This window comes from Nocardioides sp. P86 (assembly GCF_023712465.1).
Taxonomy (GTDB): Bacteria; Actinomycetota; Actinomycetes; order Propionibacteriales; family Nocardioidaceae; genus Nocardioides; species Nocardioides kribbensis.
In genome coordinates, this window is record NZ_JAMAYE010000002.1 from 735,097 (window position 1) to 752,853 (window position 17,757).

A 17,757-nucleotide genomic window follows, 5' to 3' on the forward strand; every position below is an offset into this window, starting at 1 on the left:
GGTGCTGCCTCAGGAGGTCGGCGAGGCGCTCTCCGACGGGCTCGCCGAGGCGTCGGCCGAGGGCTCGTCGCCCGCGGTGTCGCCCCCGTCGGAGCTGTCGGAGCTGTCGGAGCCGCCCACGCCGCCGGGGCGCGACTCGGCCAGGGTGATGGCCTGGCTGATGAGGTCCTGGGCCTCCTGGTTCTGCGCCTGGTACTCCGCGAGGTCCTGCTCGGCCAGCGCGGCGTCGGCGGCGTCGAAGGCCTCCTGGGCCTGGTCGAGCAGCTGGGCGATCTGCTGGTCGACGGTGAGGTCCTCCCCGCCGCCGTTGCCACCACCGTTGCCGCCGCCCCCGTTGCCGCCGGGGTCGACCGGGTCGGGCAGCTCGGTGTCGTCGACGCCGAGGGCGACCTGGAGCGCGTCGGTGAGACTGCGACCGACGCCGACCTCGTCGCCGTAGGAGACCAGCACGAACTGCAAGATCGGGTAGCCCGAGCTCGACGCCGAGCGCACGGCGTAGACCGGCTCGATGTAGATCAGGCCGTCCTCCACCGGCAGCGTGAGCAGGTTGCCGAAGATCGGGTCGGAGGTGCCCTGGGAGTAGGGCAGCAGCGCGTCGCGCACGCCCTCGTCCTGGGCGAACTCGTTGGCGATCAGCCCGGGTCCGGGCGTCGTCTGGTCCTGCAGCTCCAGCACGCTGAGCTGGCCGTAGGTGTCCGACGTCGCGTCGGAGTCCACCGACATGAACGAGGCGAGGTTGTTGCGCTCGAAGGGCACGAAGACCGAGGTCAGCGACCACTCCCCCTCGCTGGTGGTGCTTCCGTCCTGGTTGGCGAAGAGCCGGTAGGGCGGCTGCAGGCTGGTGGAGGCGGAGTTGGGGTCCTCCGGCACCTCCCAGCGGTCGTTGCCCTGGTACCAGTCGTTGGCCTCGGTGACGTGGTAGCGGGCGAACTGGTAGCGCTGGACCTTGAACAGGTCCTCGGGGTAGCGCAGGTGCTCCATGAGCTCGTCAGAGATCGAGTCGTAGGGCTGGACGGTGCCCGGGAAGGCGCCCTCCCAGGCCCGCAGGATCGGGTCCTCGGTGTCCCACTCGTAGAGCGTCACGGTGCCGTCGTAGGCGTCGACGGTGGCCTTGACCGCGTTGCGCATGTAGTTGATCTCGTCGGTGGGGATCGGCTGCAGGCCCACGTTGTCCTGGAGGGAGTCGTCGATCATCGTGGCGAACGACTCCTTCTCCGCACCGGGGAACCGGTCGGTGGTCGTGTAGCCGTCGACGATCCACTGCACCCGGCCGTCGATCAGCGCCGGGTAGGCGTCGCTGTCGATGGTCAGCCAGGGGGCGACCTTCTGGACCCGCTCGCTGGGGTTGCGGTCGTAGAGCACCTTGGAGTTCTCGTTGACCCGGCCCGAGAGCAGGAAGTTCGGCTCGCCGTACTTCACCGCGAACATCAGCTGGTCGAAGGTGTTGCCGATGTCGACGCCGCCGTCGCCGTCGTAGGTGGTGCGCTGGTCGGTCTCGCTGTCGTTGGCCAGGCCCAGCTCGACGTCGGCGTCGTCGGCGTCGGCCTTGCCGACCACCGAGTAGTCGGGGCTCTGCTCGCCGAAGTAGATCCGGCTCTCGTAGCCCTCGTCGCCGAGGTTGGACAGCGTGTCCTGGCCGGCCTGGTTGCCCTCGGCCCACACGATGCCGCCGTCGTTGTCCTCGCTGGCCGCGACGGGTGCGTTGGTGGCGGTGCGCTGGTTGGCGAAGGCGGCGATCAGGCCGTTGCCGTGGGTGTAGGTGGTGTGGAGGTTCGACCAGTTGCGGTCGCCGGCCGGGATGCCGGACTGGTCGAGCTCGCGCACGCCGAGCACGAGCGCGCGGTCGACGCCGTCGATCTCGTAGCGGTCGACGTCGAGCACGGGCGCCACCGAGTAGTAGGCGCGACCCTGCTGGGTCTGCTCGAAGGTGTCGCGCACCAGCCGCGGGTCGATGAGCGGCACCGAGGTGACCTGGCCGTTGACCTGCGAGAAGTTGCCCTCGTCGGCGGTGGCGGTGCTCTGGTACTCGGTGGTCTGCACGTCCTCCAGGTCGTACGCCGTGCGCGTGGCGTCGATGTTGGCCTGGATGTACTCCTCCTCGCGGTCGGCCTCGGAGGGGTTGACCTGGAACTGCTGGACGATGCCGGGCCAGATGATGCCCAGCAGCACCGCCGACAGCGCGAGCAGCGCGATACCCACCGACGGCAGCGTCCAGGTGCGGCGCCACACGTTGAGGAAGAACAGCACCGCGCAGATCACCGAGATGCCGATGAGGATGTTCTTGGCCGGCAGCACGGCGTTGGCGTCGGTGTAGGTGATGCCGGTGATCAGCCCGCCGGCGTCGGTGGCCAGGTCGAAGCGGTCGAGGTAGTAGTCGCCCGCCTTCGCCAGCACGAAGAGCCCGAGGAGCACCGAGAGCTGGGCCTGGGCCGCGCCGGTGAGACGCTCGCTGGGCACCTGCAGGCGGATGCCGCCGTAGAGGTAGTGCGTCAGCGCCGCGGCGAGCAGGGCGACCACGAAGGTCGCCATCGCGAAGTCGACGAGGTAGTGCAGCCACGGCAGGTCGAAGACGAAGAAGCCGGCGTCGCGGCCGAAGTGCTCGTCGTCGTAGCCGAACTCGCCGCCGTTGCGCCACAGCATGAAGGTGCGCCACTGCCCCGCGCCCGAGGTGCCGGCGAAGACGAGCAGCACCGCGCCGACGGCCAGCACGAGCCAGCGCCGGATCGGGTTGACGGCCTCGCGGTAGCGGTCGAGGCCGTTCTGGTCGGGCATGCTCACGAAGAGCGGGCGGGTGCGGAAGGCGATCACCACGTTGACGCAGACCACGAGCGCCATGAGCAGCCCGAAGACCGCGAACATGCCGACCCGGGTCCACAGCACGGTGGTGAACACCGAGGTGTAGCCGACCGAGCCGAACCACAGCCGCTCGGTGTAGAAGCTGGCGAAGGCGGTCAGCGCGAAGAACGCCACCACCAGCACCGCGCCGGTGATCACCAGCGCGCGCGATCGACTCCGTGGCCTGGGCGGCGGGGAGCCCTGCTGCTCCTCGTCGTACGTCTCACTCACCGTGGGTCCCTCTCGTCACTGCGGTCGTTGCTCATGTCGGTACTCGTGTCGCTGCTGGTGTCGGCCGGGTCCGGGGCGGAGCCCGGGGCCGGGTCGGCGCCCGGTTCGCCGGGGTCCTCGAGGAGCGTGGCGGCCAGCAGCTCGACGAGTGCGGGCACGAGGTCGGCTCCCCCGACCACCTTGGAGTCGTCGTCGTGGCTGCGGAAGCGCATCGCGCAGTACGCCGACCCGTGCCGGGTCACCCCCGCGGCGATGCGCAGCTCCTGGCGCTCCGGGTGGGTCCGGGCGAACTCGGCCGCCGCGTCGGGGTCGGACGGCACGTCGGCATCGGCGCCCGGCGGCAGCACGAAGCGCTCGACGACCGCGGCGCAGCCGGCCACGTCGGCGGGCCACACGATGGTCTCGAGCACCTGCTCGAGCAGCTGGTCGGGGCGCAGCTGATCCTGCTCGATCGCGGTCAGCGAGCCCTGCTCGGTGGAGGCGTCGAGGCCCATGGCCGCGGCCAGCGCCGGCTCGTGCTCGACCAGCTGGCCGGTGTCGACGAGGGCGAAGAGATGCGCCGGCTGGTCCCAGCCGATGGTGGCGACGTGCTGCTCGATCTCCAGCACGGCGGCGGCCAGCGCGGGGTCGACGTCGAGGTCGCTCAGGTCGTCGAGCAGGTCGTCGCCGGGAAGGTCGCCACCGGGAACGTCACCACCGGGAAGGGGGTCCTCAGGCGTCATCGGGCACGTCCTCACAGCTGGGAAGGGCGGCGTCGGGGTCCTCGACCCAGTCCTGGATCGCCGCGAGGGTGGAGTCGAAGGTGTCGGCGCGCAGCAGCCGGATGCCGTCGACGTCGGCGCCGAGGGCCTCCTCGCAGTTGTCCGGGGGCACGAGGAAGAGGGTGGCGCCGTCGTCGGCGGCGCCGGCGATCTTCTGCTGGATCCCGCCGATGGGGCCCACCGAGCCGTCGAGGGCGACGGTGCCGGTGCCGGCGATGACCTCCCCTCCGGTCAGGGAGCCCTCGGTGAGGGTGTCGTAGATGCCCAGGCTGAAGACCAGGCCGGCGCTGGGGCCGCCGATCTTGGGGTCGATGGCCACCGAGACCTCGAAGGGGAAGCGGTAGCCCTCGCCGGGCACGACGCCGATGCGCGGCTGGCCCTCGACCTCCTCCGGGGTGATGCTCACCTCGCGGCGCCGGCCGTCGCGCTCGATGACGACGGCCAGCGGCTCGCCGGCCTCGGCGCCGGAGACGGCGGCGACGAGCTGACGCGGGGTGCGCACCGGCTCCCCGCCGACGCTGCGGATGATGTCCAGCGGCTCGAGCACGCCCTCGGCGGGGGTGCCCTCGTCGACGAAGTAGACCTTCACGGCGCGCTCGACGTCGTAGCCGAGCTTCTCCAGGGCCACGGCGGTGGCGACGTCCTGGGAGGTCACCATCGAGATGGCGCCCTGCTGCTGGTCCTCCTCGGCGCTCTCGTCGTCGGGGTGGATGAAGTCGTAGGGGTAGACGGCGTCCTCGGGGTCGGCCCAGGCCCGCAGCAGCGTGAAGAGGCTCGACCCGCCGGTCTGGCCCGGAGGCGCGGCGGCCGAGACCGAGACGGTGGTCATGCGCAGCTGGCCGGTGTCGCGGTAGGTCTTGGCGCCGCGCACCTGGATCGTCTCGTTGCCCTCGGGCTGGGCGAGCACGTCGACGGTGGTGCCGGGGGCGTAGGTGCCGAACGGCAGCCGCACCAGCGAGGTCACGAGGAACAGCGCGAGGACCAGCGGCGCGGCGATGAGCGCGGCGATGGAGCGCTGGGTCATGGCGCCAACTGTCTCATTGCTCACCAACCGTCCCGCCCACCGGCTCGCGTGCCGCGAGCCAGGGCGGACCACCCGGTCGGTCGGGCGCTCGGGTCAGGACGCCCGGCGCGACTCGCCGGGGCGCTGCGAGGCCGCGGGCCCGCGGGGCGCGCGCGAGGGGCGCACGGCGATGCCGGTGCTCCGGTCGCGCTCCGGGGCGGGGGCGGCGTAGCCGGCGCGGTCGGGCCGGGCCAGCGCGCCGGCCATGCGCTCGAGGGCGGCCTCGCGGTCGACCTGCTCACGCGGCTCGCGACCCACCCAGCCGACCCAGGCCATGGCCAGGACGGCGACGACGGCGGCAGGCGCCAGCCAGAGCAGGATCTCCACCTGTGCAGGGTAGGTCGCCCGCGGGCCGCGGCGGCGCCGAAACGCCGGGCGCCGGCTCGGGCAGTGGTCGCCCGGGCACCGCTCAGGGGGTGCCGACCCACTCGTCGGTGCCGTCGACGAAGCGCTGGTGCTTCCAGATCGGCACCTCCGCCTTCAGCGTGTCGATCAGCGCCCGTGAGGCCGTGAAGGCGTCGCCGCGGTGGGCGGCGACCGTGGCCACGACGACGGCGATGTCGCCGATGGCCAGCGACCCGGTGCGGTGCACCGCCGCCACGGCCTGGACGTCGTGGTCGGCGGCGACCTGCTCGCAGACCGCCTCGAGCCGCGCCAGGGCGGTGGGGTGGGCGCTGTAGTCGAGTCCGACGACACCCGCGCCGTGGTCGTGGTCGCGCACGCGGCCCACGAAGAGGGTCAGGCCCCCCGAGGTCGGGTCGTCGAGGGCGTCGAGCACCTCGGTGACGTCGAGCGGGTCCTCGCGCAGGGCGGCCAGGCGGACGGCGGGGTGAGCCATGGACGCGACCCTACTCACTGTCCTCCTCACCGCCGGCGGGTTGGGGCTCACGGCGTACCGTGGGGCCATGAGCAACGACTCCGGCGACACCCCGAACGACTCCGGGAACGGCCCTGACGACAGCGGTCAGAACCCGTTCAAGGGCACGCCGTTCGAGCAGTTCTTCAACCAGCTCGGCGGGATGGGCGGGGGCGGCGGCGCCACGCCCGGCGGCTTCGGGTTCGGCTTCGGCACCGGTGGCTCCGGAGCGAGCGGTGGCGGCGCGGGCGGGGCCGGCGGCTTCCCGGGGTTCCCCGGCGGGTTCCCCGGCATGGGCGGCCCCGGCGGCATGCCCGACCTCAACCAGCTCTTCGGCCAGATCCAGGCCATGATGCAGCCCTACGACGGCCCGCTGAACTGGGACGTCGCCCTCGACACCGCCCGCAAGGCCGTCGCGCAGCAGCCCGACCCCTCGCCCACGCAGCGCCAGAAGGACGCCGTGGCCGACGCCGTGCGCCTGGCCGACCACTGGCTGGACGACACGACCGCCTTCCCCTCCGGCGTCACTTCGACCGCCGCCTGGAGCCGCGCGGAGTGGCTGGTGGGCACCGTCGAGGTGTGGAAGGTGCTCGTCGAGCCGGTCGCCAAGCAGACCGTCGACTCGCTGGGCTCCGCCCTGCCCGAGGAGGCCCGCGCGGCGTCCGGCCCCCTCCTCGGGATCATCGGCAAGGCCGTGGGCGTCATGCTCGCCAGCCAGGTCGGCTCCGGCCTGGGCGCGCTGGCCTCCGAGGTGCTCACCGCCTCCGACGTCGGCCTGCCCCTGGGTGCCGCCGGGCGCGCCGCCCTCGTGCCGGCCAACGTGGAGGCCTTCGCCGCCGGCCTCGACGTCAGCACCGACGACGTCCTGCTCTACCTCGCGCTGCGCGAGGCCGCCCACCAGCGGCTCTTCGCCCACGTGCCATGGCTGCGCGAGCACCTGCTCGGCGCCGTCACCGCCTACGCCCGCGGCATCGAGATCAACGCCGAGGCGATCCAGAGCCGCATCGAGGAGCAGATGCGCGGCGTCGACCCCACCGACCCCGAGTCGATGCAGCGCCTGCTCGAGGGCGGACTCTTCGACATGCCCAAGTCCCCCGCCCAGGAGGCCGCGCTGCTGCGCCTGGAGACGACGCTGGCCCTCGTCGAGGGCTGGGTCGACGAGGTCGTCGGGCAGGCCACCGCCGAGCGCATGCCCGCCGCGGCCAAGATGCAGGAGGCCGTACGCCGCCGCCGCGCGGCCGGCGGCCCGGCCGAGGACACCTTCGCCTCGCTGGTCGGCCTCGAGCTGCGCCCGCGCCGGCTGCGCGACGCCTCCACCCTGTGGGGCTCGCTGCGCACGCGTCAGGGCACCGAGGCCCGCGACGGGGTGTGGATGCACCCCGACCTGCTGCCGAGCGCTGCCGACCTCGACGACCCGCTGGGCTTCCGCGAGGGCGCCGCCGCCCCGGCCGAGATCAGCGAGTCGGACTTCGACGCCGAGCTGGCCAAGCTCCTCGACGGCGACCTGCCGGACGGTGACCAGCCCGGTGACCAGCCCGGTGAGGGCCCGACCCCGGCGTGAGCCTGCACGCCGACGCGCTCGCGGCCCTCGAGGCCTGGGCGGCGCCCGACGCCGCCCAGGAGGCGCTGCGGGTGCGCTACGTCGCCCACCTGCGCGCCCACCCCGACGGTCTGGAGCGCGGCTGCCGGCCCGACCACCTCACGGCCAGCACGCTCGTGCTCGACCACGACCGCGCCCACGTGCTGCTCACGCTGCACGCCAAGGCCCAGGAGTGGTTCCAGCTCGGCGGCCACTGCGAGCCCGGTGACACCACGCTGGCCGGCGCCGCGCGGCGCGAGGCCACCGAGGAGTCGGGGCTGGGCGACCTGTCCCTCGACCCGGTGCCGGTGGAGCTGAGCGAGCACCCCGTGCCGTTCTGCGGCCCGCGCGACGGGGTGCTCGTGCACCACCTCGACGTGCGCTTCGTCGCCGTGGCCGCCCCCGGCGCGCAGGTCGCGGTCAGCGAGGAGTCGCTCGACCTGCGCTGGTGGCCGGTCGACGCGCTGCCGTCGGGCCCCGACGGGCGACCGGACCCCGACATCGCGGCCCTCGTAGCCCGCGCCCTGCACCGGGCCGGCCCGTCGGGTCGGTCGGACCAGGCGGGTCAGTCGACGCCGTCGGCGCTGCCGTCGGCGGGCGGCTCGACCCGCGCCGCGGCCGACCAGCCCAGCAGGTAGCCCTTGGCCCGCTCGGCCTGGGGGTAGCGGTCGACCCACGCCCAGAAGCGGGCGTCGTGGCCGGGCTCCAGCAGGTGGGCCAGCTCGTGTACCAGCACGTAGTCGATGACCCACGCCGGCATCCCCTGCAGCCGCGCCGAGAGCCGGATCGAGCGGTCGCCCGGCGTGCAGGAGCCCCAGCGCGAGCTCTGGTTCTCCACCCACCGCACCGTGTCGGGCACGGCCATGCCGCCGAGGTAGCGGTCGTTGAGCGACACCGCCCGGGTCCGCAGCTCCTCGTCGCTGGGCAGGCGGCGGCGCTCGGCGCGCTCGAGGCGGGCCAGCATGGTCTCCACCCACTCGGCCTCCTCGCTGGGCGAGAGGGTGTCGGGCACGAGCACGACGATCCGGTCGCCGTCGCGGTAGGCCGAGACCGTGCGCCGGCGCCGCGTCGAGCGGCGTACCTCCACGTCGGGGCGCGCCCGCGAGCCCGCGGGGTCGCTCGTCGGCGGCGGTGACATGGACGACAAGTTAAGCCTTGGCGCCCGCCCAGGCGAGGAGGCGCTCCCGGGGCCAGGTCGTCACGATCCGCTCGGGGTCGATCCCGGCGGCCTCGGCGCGCTCGGCGCCGTGGTCGAGGAAGTCGAGCTGGCCCGGGGCGTGGGCGTCGCTGTCGATGGAGAAGAGGCAGCCGGTGTCGCGGGCCAGCTCCAGCAGCCGGGTCGGCGGGTCGCGGCGCTCCGGGCGGGAGTTGATCTCGACCGCGACGTCGTGCTCGGCGCAGGCCTCGAAGACCGCCCGGGCGTCGAACTGCGACTCCTTGCGGGTCCCCCGCCCGCCGGTCACCAGCCGGCCGGTGCAGTGGCCGAGCACGTTGGTCCAGCGCTGGCCGACCGCCGCCACCATGCGTCGGGTCATCGCGTCGCCGTCCATGGCCAGCTTGGAGTGCACGCTGGCCACGCGTACGTCGAGGCGCGCCAGCATCGCGTCGGTCTGGTCGAGCGAGCCGTCGTCGAGGATGTCGACCTCGATGCCCTTGAGCAGCGTGAAGCCGCCGGCGGGCCCCCCGAGGTGGTCGTTGACCGCGTCGACCACGTCGAGCTGTCGGGCCAGCCGCTCCGCGCTGAGGCCGCGGGCCACCTTCAGCCGCGGCGAGTGGTCGGTCAGCACCTGGTACTCGTGGCCCAGCTCGATGGCGGTGAAGGCCATCTCCTCGATCGGCGAGCCGCCGTCGGACCAGTCGGAGTGGGAGTGCAGGTCGCCGCGCAGCAGCGCGCGCAGCTCCTGCCCGCCCGTCGCCAGCGGTCCCGCGTGCTCGGCCTCCAGCCGCGCCAGCCGCTCCGGCCGGACCCCGCGCACGGCGTCGGAGACCACCGCGGCGGTGCTGGAGCCGATGCCGGGCAGGTCGGTGAGCGTGCCCTCGTCGACGGCCCGGGCGACCTCGTCGTCGTCCATCGTGAGCAGCGTGGCCACGGCCCCGCGGTAGGCCTTGACCTTGTAGGTGTCCTCCCGGCCCCGCTCGAGCAGGAAGGCGATGCGGCGCAGGGCCGCGACCGGGCCGTCGGCGTAGGCCTCGTCGTCGGTCCCGGCGGGGTGCTCGGCCATGCTCAGCGACCCTGGAAGTGCGGGCGCCGCTTCTCCTGGACGGCGCGGATGCCCTCCTGGAGGTCCTCGGTGGCCATGGTGACCGGCTGGGCCAGCGCCTCCCACTGCAGGGCGTGCTCGAGGTCGGCGTGGCCGCCGCGCAGGGCCAGGGTGGTCAGCCGCGCGGCCACCGGGGCGGAGGCCGCCACGCCGGCCGCGGCGTCCAGCACCTCCTCCAGGAACGTCTCCTGCTCCACCACCCGCGAGACCAGGCCGAGTCGCAGCGCCTCGTCGCCCTCGACCAGGCGCCCGGTGAGGAAGAGGTCGCGAGCAGCGGCCGGACCGACGACGTCGGGCAGCAGCCAGGTGCCGGCCATGCCCGGGTGCAGCCCGAGCTTGAGGAAGGGCACGCCCATCCGCGCCCCGCGGGCGGCCCACCGCACGTCGCAGGCGAGGGCCAGGCAGAGCCCGGCACCGATGGCCGGGCCGTTGACCGCGGCGAAGGTGGGCACCTCCAGGCGCCGGATCGAGAGCCAGGCGCGGTAGAAGGCCATCATCCGGGTGCGGTGGCGGTCGACGCCGGCCTCCGGCTCGCTGGCCAGCCAGCTGGTGACCCCGCCGGAGGTGAAGGCCGAGCCCTCCCCCGTGACGACCACCGCGCGCAGCGACGCGTCACCGGCGAGGTCGTCGACCGCGCGCACCCACGAGGCCGTCATCTCCTCGGTCATGGCGTTGCGCTGCTCGGGGTTGTCGAGCACCAGCAGGGCGACGCCCTCGCGCGGGCGCTCCACGCGCAGGTGCTCGTAGGTCGCGGGCTGGTCCGAGGTGAGGTCGGTCATGGCCCCGAACATAGCGGCCGACGCGCCCGCGCGGAGCCTGTGGACGAGCGCCGGCCGACCGGGCCGAGCGGGGTAGGAGCGCCACGTGCACTCCCACACGACCTCTCCCCCGGCCGCCCGGCCCACGCTCCTGCCCGGCCTGGTCGTCGCGACCCGTGAGGCCGGCCGCCTCCAGGTCGGTCTCGACGAGCCACGGCGGGTCGTGCTCCCCGACCACCCCGACGTACGCCGGCTCCTCGCCGCCCTGCGCGACCGCACCCCGCCGACCCCCACGACGCCCGAGGGCGTGCGCGCGCTGACCGCCCTGGTCGGGGCGGGCCTGGTCGTGGACGCCGACCTGCTCGACGCCGCCGGCGCCGGCACCGCGGATCCCGGGGCCGTGGCCGCGGCGTTCGCGGCCCACGGCGACGCCGCGGCGCTGCTGCTGCAGCGGCGCTCGGAGGCCGTGGTGGCGGTCGAGGGCGGCGACACCGTGCCGGTGGCGGCCACCGACCTCGCCGTGCGACTGCTGCGCGAGGCGGGGGCAGGAGTCGCCGACCCCGGCGAGGGCCGGGGAGCCGGCGGGGGCCGGGGAGCCGGCGGGGGCCGGGGAGCCGGCGGGGGCCGGGCCCGACGGACGCGCGCCGCACGAGCCCCGGCGAGCAGACCCGACGTCGTGATCCGCCTCAGCGCGGGCCCCCCGGCCCGGGCCGGTCTCGACCCCCTCCTGCAGGAGGCGCAGCCGCACCTGCTCGTCGTCGGTGGTCCCGCCGGCGTCGTCGTGGGCCCCTTCGTGGAGCCGGGGGTCACCGCCTGCCTGCGGTGCGTCGACGCCGCCCGGGCCGAGCATGACCCCCGGCGCGGGCTCGTGCTCGAGCAGGTCGCCGCCGCGCCGGCGCCGGTCGCCCCGCTCGACCCGGCCCTGCTGCACCTCGCGGTGTCGTGGGCCGTGCGCGACGTCGTCACCTACCTCGACGGCGGCACGCCGTCGACGTGGTCGACCACGGTCGAGGTCGACGAACTGCTCTCCTGCCGGAGCCGGCGCTGGCTGCGGCACCCGCGGTGCGGCTGCTCCTGGGACGGCGCGCAGGTGGGCTGACCGGGACGGCGTCGGTGAGTGGCGGGAGACGGCACCGTCGGCGGCCCTCGACCGGTCGTACGCCGCCACGTCACAGGCGACTCGGCCGGGCACGCCTGTCGCGACCGCGTGCCGGGGCCGGCGCTGGCGGCGCTCGCGGTGACCGAACGTGCGCCAAGTGGCGGGAGACGACACCCCCGGGCGCCCTCGACCCGTCATACGCCGCCACTTCTCGGGCCGGCCGGCCGGCGACGGGACACAGCCCCGCGCGGCGGGGCCGGCGCTGGCGGCGCTCGCGGTGACCGGACGTGCGGCAAGTGGCGGGAGACGACACCCCCGGGCGCCCTCGACCGGTCGTATCCCGCCACTTCTCAGGCCGGCCGGCCGACGGGGACGTAACCCAGCTCCGCGCGGCGGGGCCGGCGCTCGCGGTGACCGAACGTGCGGTGAGTGGCGGGAGACGACACCTCCGGGCGCCCTCGACCGGTCGTATCCCGCCACTTCCCGGGCCGGCCGACGGGGACGTGACCCAGCCCCGCGCGGCGGGGCCGGCGGTGGCGGTGCTCGCGGTGACCCAAAGTGCGCTAAGTGGCGGGAGACGACACCTTCGGGCGCCCTCGACCCGTCGTACGCCGCCACTTCTCGGGCCGGCCGGCCGGCGACGTGACAGAGCCCCGCGTGGCGGGGCCGGCGGTGGCGGCGCTGGCGGTGACCGACCGTGCGGTAGTGGCGGGAGACGACACCGTCGGCGGCCCTCGACCGGTCGTACGCCGCCACTTCTCGGGCCGGCCGGCCGGCGACGGGACACAGCCCCGCGCGGCGGGGCCGACGCTGGCGGCGCTCGCGGTGACCGCGGTGACCGCGGTGACCGCGGTGACCAAGGTGACCGCGGTGACCGCGGTGACCAAGGTGACCGATCGTGCGGCAAGTGGCGGGAGACGACACCTCCGGCGGCCCTCGACCCGTCGTACGCCGCCACTTCCCGGGCCGGCCGGCCAGGGACGGGAGGCAGCCCCGCGTGGCGGGGCAGGTGCTGGCGGCGCCCGCGGTCTCAGAACGTGCCCTAAGTGGCGGGAGACGACACCTCCGGCGGCCCTCGACCCGTCGTACGCCGCCACTTCTCGGGCCGGCCGGCCGGGGACGTGACTCAGCCCCGCGTGGCGGCAGCGCTCGCGGGGACCGACCGTCCGGGGCGGGTTGCCCGAGACCTCGACCAGCTGCTCGAACACCGACGAGTCACGACGTGACGATCCCGCGGAGGGTCCCGGGGGCGCGCGCCCGGCCGGGGCGTCTACCAGTGCTCGGAGTCGAGCTTGCCCTCCAGGGCGCGCAGGTGGCGGCGCGCGCAGGTCACGCAGAGGTCCTGGCGGCGGCCGCGCTCGAACGACACCGTCCAGGCCAGCAGCCGCTGCGGGTCGTCCTCGACGGTGCCGCACAGGTCGCAGGTGGTGCTCATTCCCCCGACCCTAGACCTGTCGCACGCGCCCGAGCCGGGCACGACGAGGTCGTGCCCGGCTCGGGTCGGTGTGCCGCGTGCGCTCAGAGCGCGCGGGCGAGGGCGAGGCGCGCCTGCTGCGCGGCCGCCTCGGAGCGGCGGGCCAGCCGCTTGGCCTTGGCCAGGCGCTGGTCGCGGCGGGTGTGCGCCTCTCCCAGGCGCTCGGACATTTGTATGCGTGCCAGTTCTTCGTGCATGAGATTCATCGTGGTGCTCCGGTTCGGGTCGCTGTGGGTGGCGGTGCGGGGGTCGGCGTGGCTGCCTGCGCGGATCGCGGCGTCGAGCCGGGTCGTGGTCGGGGTGGTCATGGTCGTGGTGCCTCCTGGTCGGGTCGGTGCGCTCAGAGCGCGCGGGCGAGGGCGGTGCGGGCCTGCTGGACGGCGCGCTCGGCTCGCCGACTGCGACGGTGCACCCGGGCCAGCTCGTGGCCGCGGCGCTGACGCTGCGCCTCGTCGAGGCGGGAGGTGACCTGGGCTCGGGCCAGGTGGTCGTTGAGCGGGTACATCACGGGATCCTTCGGGTCTCGGGTGGTGCCGGGTCGTGCGGTCGGGGTGGAGCAGGACGGTGCCGGCGGTCAGGCCGCCACCTCGCTCTTGCGAGGACGGCCACGGGGCCGCTTGCGGGGGATGACGACGCCCTGGAGGAAGAGCTCGCCGCCCCAGACGCCCCAGGGCTCGCGCCGCTGCAGCGCACCGTCGAGGCAGAGGTGCCTGACGGGGCAGCTGCCGCAGAGGGCCTTGGCGTGCTCGACGTCCTGGGGGGTCTCGGCGAACCAGAGCTCGGGGTTGTTCGTGCGGCACGGCATGAGTGCGTCGTCGACGTCGACGGCGCGGTCGTGCAGCAGACCCAGGGTGGGCTCGACCGTCTCGTGGCGGTGGAGGTCGCTGATGGTCATGTGTGTCACCTCCTTGTCCTTGACCGGTCGCTGGGTGGTGCGGGGGTTCGTGGGGCCCGGGGTTCCCGGGGTCCTGGGGGAATGCAAAAGGCCGCGGATCCCGGGTTACGGGTTCCGCGGCCTGGAGGCTGCCGAGCTGTCGAGGATCAACAGATCGGTGGACTCCAGGCGAGGGGACCCGGGATGTAGGCGTGGCCGAAGGCCAGATCGCCCGCGACGACGCCCTGGCGCTCGGCGGCGACGGACACGACGGCGGAGGACACGGCGGCGGAGGACACAGTGGTCCCCTGGGTCGACGCGGTGAAGGCGATCGTGCGGCCGCAGACGGGCAGGGCGGAGCGGGACGGGGTCTGAGCCGTCATCCAGAACTTGTTGCTGGCCATCGGGGCCACCTCCTTCGGTGCGTCGTGCGCCGGCTTCGTCAGGGCCGTGGTGCGCTGCTGGTCGTGTGGTGAGGAAACTACCGGGCTGCTCCTGTAAGGAGCAAACCATTTTATGACTATTTCCCGGTTTTCTTCCGTGGCCCGCTGAGCAGGGCTGGCGGGGCGCCCCCGAGGGCCTGCCGGGGGGGCCGCGCGGGGCGGGTCAGGAGAGCAGGGCGAGCACGTCCTCGCCGTACTTCTCCACCTTGGACCGGCCGATCCCGCTGATGCGCAGCAGCGCCTCGGGGGTGCTCGGGCGCAGCTCGGCGACCAGCTGCAGGGTGGCGTCGCTGAAGACCACGAAGGCCGGCACGCTCTCCTCCCCCGCCCGCTCGCGACGCCAGTCGCGCAGCCGCTCGTAGAGCGCCTCGTCGTAGGAGGCGGGGCAGTCGACGCAGCGCCCGGTCTTCTTCTCCGCCGCGGTCGACAGCGGCTGGCCGCACTCGCGGCAGGTCATCGCCTTGCGGGCGCGACCGGGCCCGCCGGTCGGGCGCGACTGGTCGGGCAGGAGCGGGTCGAGGAAGCGCGAGGGCTTGCGCGAGGCCCGGCCGCCGGGGTTGCGGGCCAGCGACCACGACAGGCTCAGCTCCGCGCGGGCGCGGGTCATGCCGACGTAGAGCAGGCGGCGCTCCTCCTCGACCGCCTCGGGGGTCTCGGCGTAGGTGATCGGCATCGTGCCGTCCTGCAGGCCGCACAGGAAGACGGCGTCCCACTCCAGGCCCTTGGCGGCGTGGAAGGTGGCCAGCGTGACCCCGTCGGCCACCGGCGCGTGCTGCTCGGCCGCACGGCGGTCGAGGTCGTCGACGAAGGCCCCGAGGGAGGCGCCGGGCTGGCCGGCGTGCTCGGCCGCCTGGTCGACGAGGGCCTGCCACGACTCCCACCGGTCGCGGGTCTGCCCGCGGGCGGTGGGCGGCTGGTCGGTCCAGCCCATCGCGGCCAGCGTGGCCCGCACGACCTCGACGATCTCGTCGGGGTCGGTGACCTCGGCGCTGGAGCGGGCGGTGCCGCGCAGCCGGGTGACGGCCTCGCGCACCTCGGGGCGGTCGAAGAACCGTGCCGCGCCGCGCACGACGTAAGGGATGGAGCGCGCCGAGAGCGCCTCCTCGTAGGCCTCGGACTGCGCGTTGATGCGGAAGAGCACCGCGACCTCCGACATCGGGTGGCCGCTCTCGCGCAGCGCAAGGATGCGGGCGGCGGTGGCCTCGGCCTCGGCGACCTCGTCGGGGTGGGGGGCGTAGCGCACGGCGGCGCCGCCCGGGCGCTGGGCCTGCAGCGAGACGCCCTCGCTGCCCGACCCGGCCAGCAGCGTGTTGGCCGCACCCACGACCTGCGGGGTGGAGCGGTAGTTGCGCACCAGCTCCACCGACGTCGTGCCGGGGTGGCGCTGGGGGAACTCGCGCAGGTAGCGCGCGTCGGCGCCGGCGAAGGAGTAGATGGTCTGGGCGGGGTCGCCGACCACGCACAGCTCGTCGCGACCGCCGAGCCACAGGTCGAGCAGGGCCGACTGCAGCGGCGAGACGTCCTGGAACTCGTCGACGACGAACCACTTGTACTGCCGGCGCACCTGGGCCGCGACCCGCTCGTCCTCGGCGAGCAGCCCGGCCGTGAGCAGCAGGATGTCCTCCATGTCCATGCGGCCCTGCCCACGCTTGACCTCCTCGTAGCTGGAGAAGATCCGTCCCACGGTCTCGGCGTCGTGGCCGGTCACCGTGCGGCCGCGCTGGGTGGCGACCCGGGCGTAGTCGTCGGGGTGGACGTTGCTCACCTTGGCCCACTCCACCTCCGAGGCCAGGTCGCGCAGCAGCGCCTGGTCGGCGTTGATGCGGTGGCGTCGCGCGGCGCCCGCGAGCAGGGGGATCTTGGACTCCGTGAGCGCCGGGAGCTCGGTGCCCTGGACCTGGGGCCAGAAGTAGCGGAGCTGGCGCAGCGCGGCGGCGTGGAAGGTGCGCGCCTGGACTCCCCCGGCGCCCAGCACCCGCAGCCGCTGGCGCATCTCCCCCGCCGCGCGGGTGGTGAAGGTGACCGCCAGGACCTCGGTGGGCACGTAGACCCCCGAGGCCACGCCGTGGGCGATGCGGTGGGTGATGGCCCGGGTCTTGCCGGTGCCCGCGCCGGCGAGGACGCGCACCGGTCCGCGCAGCGTCTCGGCGACCTGGCGCTGCTCGGGATCGAGGGCGTCGAGGAGGTCGGCGGGGCGGGTCACGAGGGGAACAACTCCTGGGGCAGGCTGGTTGACGACAGGTACGACGACGCCCGCCTCGGGCGTCGTGACCACCCTAGATGTCGGAGGCGACAGTCCCAGATGAGCTCGTTCACGATGTACTCCACCCCCTGGTGCGGCTACTGCCACCGCCTCAAGAGCCAGCTGGACCGTGAGGGCATCTCCTACGACGTCGTCGACATCGAGCAGCAGCCCGACGCGGCGCTGATCGTGGAGCAGGCCAACAACGGCAACCAGACCGTGCCCACGCTGGTCTTCAGCGACGGCACGTCGCAGACCAACCCCTCGCTGGCGCAGGTCAAGGAGAAGCTGGCCGCGCTGGCCTGAGCGCGACGGCGGACCACCCGCCCGGCCGGCTCACCACTGGCCGGGCAGCGGCCCGCCGTACCAGTGCTCCACGAGGGAGCGGCTGATGGAGACCCCGCCGGGCAGCACGAGCGTGCCGGCGCGGGTCTCTTCCAGCATCTGGGCGCGGGTGAACCAGCGCGCCTCCTCGATCTCGACCTCGTCGACCTCGATCCGCGTGCTCGTGGCGCGGCCCACGAAGCCCACCATGAGGCTCGCGGGCATCGGCCAGGGCTGGTTGCCGAAGTACGACACCTCGCCCACCTCGACCCCGGTCTCCTCGGCCACCTCGCGACGCACGGCGTCCTCGAGGCTCTCCCCGGGCTCGTAGAAGCCCGCCAGGGTCGAGAAGCGTCCGCGCGGCCAGACCCGCTGGCGCCCCAGGAGGCACAGCTCGTCGTCGGCACCGGGCTCGCCGTGGGTGACCAGCATGATCACCGCGGCGTCCGTGCGGGGGAACTGGGTGCGCCCGCAGCGAAGGCAGGTGAGCTCGTGCCCGGCGGCGCGCGGCTCCAGCGGGGTGCCGTCGCGGGGGCAGAAGCGGGTCACGGCCAACCACTCGGCGATGCCGAGGGCGTGGAAGAGCAGCGGGGCGTCGGCGCGCGACTCCGGTGCGTCGCCGGCCAGCAGCGGCAGCAGGTCGCGCAGCCCGGCCCACCCCGGCTCGTCGGGGTCGGGACGGTCGGTGACCAGGGCGAACCACGCCCGGTCGTCGCGCTCGCCCAGCAGCACCCGCAGCCCGTCAGGGGTCTCGTCGGGTCGCACCCAGTCGATCCGGCCGCCCCGCGGGCGCACCTGCGCGCCCGCCACCACCAGCACCCGGGTCGCCGGGTCGGCCCACTGCTGCTCGAGCCAGGCCTCGTCACGTCTGCGCACCGACGCCCGGTCGTGCGCGTCGACGGTCAGCAGCGTGTGGGGAGCGGTCACGCAGCGACCCTAGGCCGCCCGGACAACCCG

19 protein-coding genes are annotated in these 17,757 nt (G+C 74.4%); 4 read left to right on the forward strand and 15 right to left on the reverse strand.

Annotated elements, in window-relative coordinates:
• Positions 1-9 precede the first annotated feature (9 nt).
• The 5 genes from M3673_RS10985 to M3673_RS11005 form a co-directional block, all read right to left on the reverse strand.
• Positions 10-3,066: a UPF0182 family protein gene (locus M3673_RS10985; protein ID WP_251533664.1), complete on the reverse strand. Its 3,057-nt coding sequence runs from the start codon at positions 3,064-3,066 to the stop codon at positions 10-12.
• Positions 3,063-3,788 (reverse strand): PPA1309 family protein, encoded by a 726-nt coding sequence (locus M3673_RS10990; protein ID WP_251533666.1) that lies wholly within the window; start codon positions 3,786-3,788, stop codon positions 3,063-3,065. The genes M3673_RS10985 and M3673_RS10990 overlap by 4 nt, the downstream gene beginning before the upstream one ends.
• Positions 3,778-4,851: a PDZ domain-containing protein gene (locus M3673_RS10995; RefSeq protein ID WP_056903771.1), complete on the reverse strand. Its 1,074-nt coding sequence runs from the start codon at positions 4,849-4,851 to the stop codon at positions 3,778-3,780. The genes M3673_RS10990 and M3673_RS10995 overlap by 11 nt, the downstream gene beginning before the upstream one ends.
• Before the next feature lie 93 nt (positions 4,852-4,944).
• Complete coding sequence (locus M3673_RS11000) at positions 4,945-5,217, reverse strand: hypothetical protein (RefSeq protein ID WP_056864018.1); 273 nt, start codon at positions 5,215-5,217, stop codon at positions 4,945-4,947.
• A gap of 82 nt (positions 5,218-5,299) precedes the next feature.
• Entirely contained in the window at positions 5,300-5,728 is a 429-nt protein-coding gene (locus M3673_RS11005) for a molybdenum cofactor biosynthesis protein MoaE (RefSeq protein ID WP_056864017.1), read from the reverse strand.
• A 67-nt stretch (positions 5,729-5,795) separates the two neighbouring features.
• Here M3673_RS11005 and M3673_RS11010 point away from each other — a divergent pair, with 67 nt between their 5' ends.
• Positions 5,796-7,307, forward strand: a complete 1,512-nt coding sequence (locus M3673_RS11010) for a zinc-dependent metalloprotease (protein ID WP_251533668.1) — start codon at positions 5,796-5,798, stop codon at positions 7,305-7,307.
• Entirely contained in the window at positions 7,304-7,963 is a 660-nt protein-coding gene (locus M3673_RS11015) for an NUDIX hydrolase (protein ID WP_251533669.1), read from the forward strand. The genes M3673_RS11010 and M3673_RS11015 overlap by 4 nt, the downstream gene beginning before the upstream one ends.
• Here M3673_RS11015 and M3673_RS11020 read toward each other — a convergent pair.
• From M3673_RS11020 to M3673_RS11030, 3 genes are read right to left on the reverse strand one after another with little or no spacing between them, the layout of a single operon-like run.
• Positions 7,891-8,463 (reverse strand): M48 family metallopeptidase, encoded by a 573-nt coding sequence (locus tag M3673_RS11020; RefSeq protein ID WP_056864016.1) that lies wholly within the window; start codon positions 8,461-8,463, stop codon positions 7,891-7,893. The two genes, M3673_RS11015 and M3673_RS11020, sit on opposite strands and share 73 nt — an antisense overlap.
• Before the next feature lie 10 nt (positions 8,464-8,473).
• Entirely contained in the window at positions 8,474-9,547 is a 1,074-nt protein-coding gene (locus tag M3673_RS11025) for a PHP domain-containing protein (RefSeq protein ID WP_251533670.1), read from the reverse strand.
• A 2-nt stretch (positions 9,548-9,549) separates the two neighbouring features.
• Entirely contained in the window at positions 9,550-10,365 is an 816-nt protein-coding gene (locus M3673_RS11030) for an enoyl-CoA hydratase/isomerase family protein (protein ID WP_193661183.1), read from the reverse strand.
• An 85-nt stretch (positions 10,366-10,450) separates the two neighbouring features.
• On the opposite strand from M3673_RS11030, the gene M3673_RS11035 reads away from it, so the two are divergent.
• Positions 10,451-11,443 (forward strand): hypothetical protein, encoded by a 993-nt coding sequence (locus M3673_RS11035; RefSeq protein ID WP_251533672.1) that lies wholly within the window; start codon positions 10,451-10,453, stop codon positions 11,441-11,443.
• A 1,270-nt stretch (positions 11,444-12,713) separates the two neighbouring features.
• Here the strand turns inward: M3673_RS11035 and M3673_RS11040 are convergent.
• From M3673_RS11040 to M3673_RS11065, 6 genes are all read right to left on the reverse strand, one after another.
• Positions 12,714-12,878: a hypothetical protein gene (locus tag M3673_RS11040; protein WP_165699038.1), complete on the reverse strand. Its 165-nt coding sequence runs from the start codon at positions 12,876-12,878 to the stop codon at positions 12,714-12,716.
• An 83-nt stretch (positions 12,879-12,961) separates the two neighbouring features.
• Positions 12,962-13,225, reverse strand: coding sequence for a hypothetical protein (locus M3673_RS11045; RefSeq protein ID WP_193661620.1), 264 nt, complete (start codon positions 13,223-13,225; stop codon positions 12,962-12,964).
• Positions 13,226-13,257: 32 nt separating this feature from the next.
• Positions 13,258-13,422, reverse strand: coding sequence for a hypothetical protein (locus M3673_RS11050; protein ID WP_165699037.1), 165 nt, complete (start codon positions 13,420-13,422; stop codon positions 13,258-13,260).
• A gap of 69 nt (positions 13,423-13,491) precedes the next feature.
• Positions 13,492-13,812 carry a WhiB family transcriptional regulator gene (locus M3673_RS11055; RefSeq protein ID WP_056864012.1) on the reverse strand — a complete coding sequence of 107 codons (321 nt, stop codon included), beginning with the start codon at positions 13,810-13,812 and terminating at the stop codon, positions 13,492-13,494.
• Positions 13,813-13,958: 146 nt separating this feature from the next.
• Positions 13,959-14,195, reverse strand: a complete 237-nt coding sequence (locus tag M3673_RS11060; protein WP_251533674.1) for a hypothetical protein — start codon at positions 14,193-14,195, stop codon at positions 13,959-13,961.
• Between the two features lie 202 nt (positions 14,196-14,397).
• Positions 14,398-16,437, reverse strand: coding sequence for an ATP-dependent DNA helicase UvrD2 (locus tag M3673_RS11065; RefSeq protein ID WP_193661186.1), 2,040 nt, complete (start codon positions 16,435-16,437; stop codon positions 14,398-14,400).
• A gap of 99 nt (positions 16,438-16,536) precedes the next feature.
• Here M3673_RS11065 and M3673_RS11070 point away from each other — a divergent pair, with 99 nt between their 5' ends.
• On the forward strand, positions 16,537-16,782 hold the full coding sequence (locus M3673_RS11070; RefSeq protein ID WP_056864009.1) for a mycoredoxin: 246 nt from the start codon (positions 16,537-16,539) through the stop codon (positions 16,780-16,782).
• Positions 16,783-16,812: 30 nt separating this feature from the next.
• Here the strand turns inward: M3673_RS11070 and nudC are convergent, their stop codons facing one another.
• Positions 16,813-17,727 (reverse strand): NAD(+) diphosphatase, encoded by a 915-nt coding sequence (nudC, locus tag M3673_RS11075; RefSeq protein ID WP_251533687.1) that lies wholly within the window; start codon positions 17,725-17,727, stop codon positions 16,813-16,815.
• Positions 17,728-17,757 lie beyond the last annotated feature (30 nt).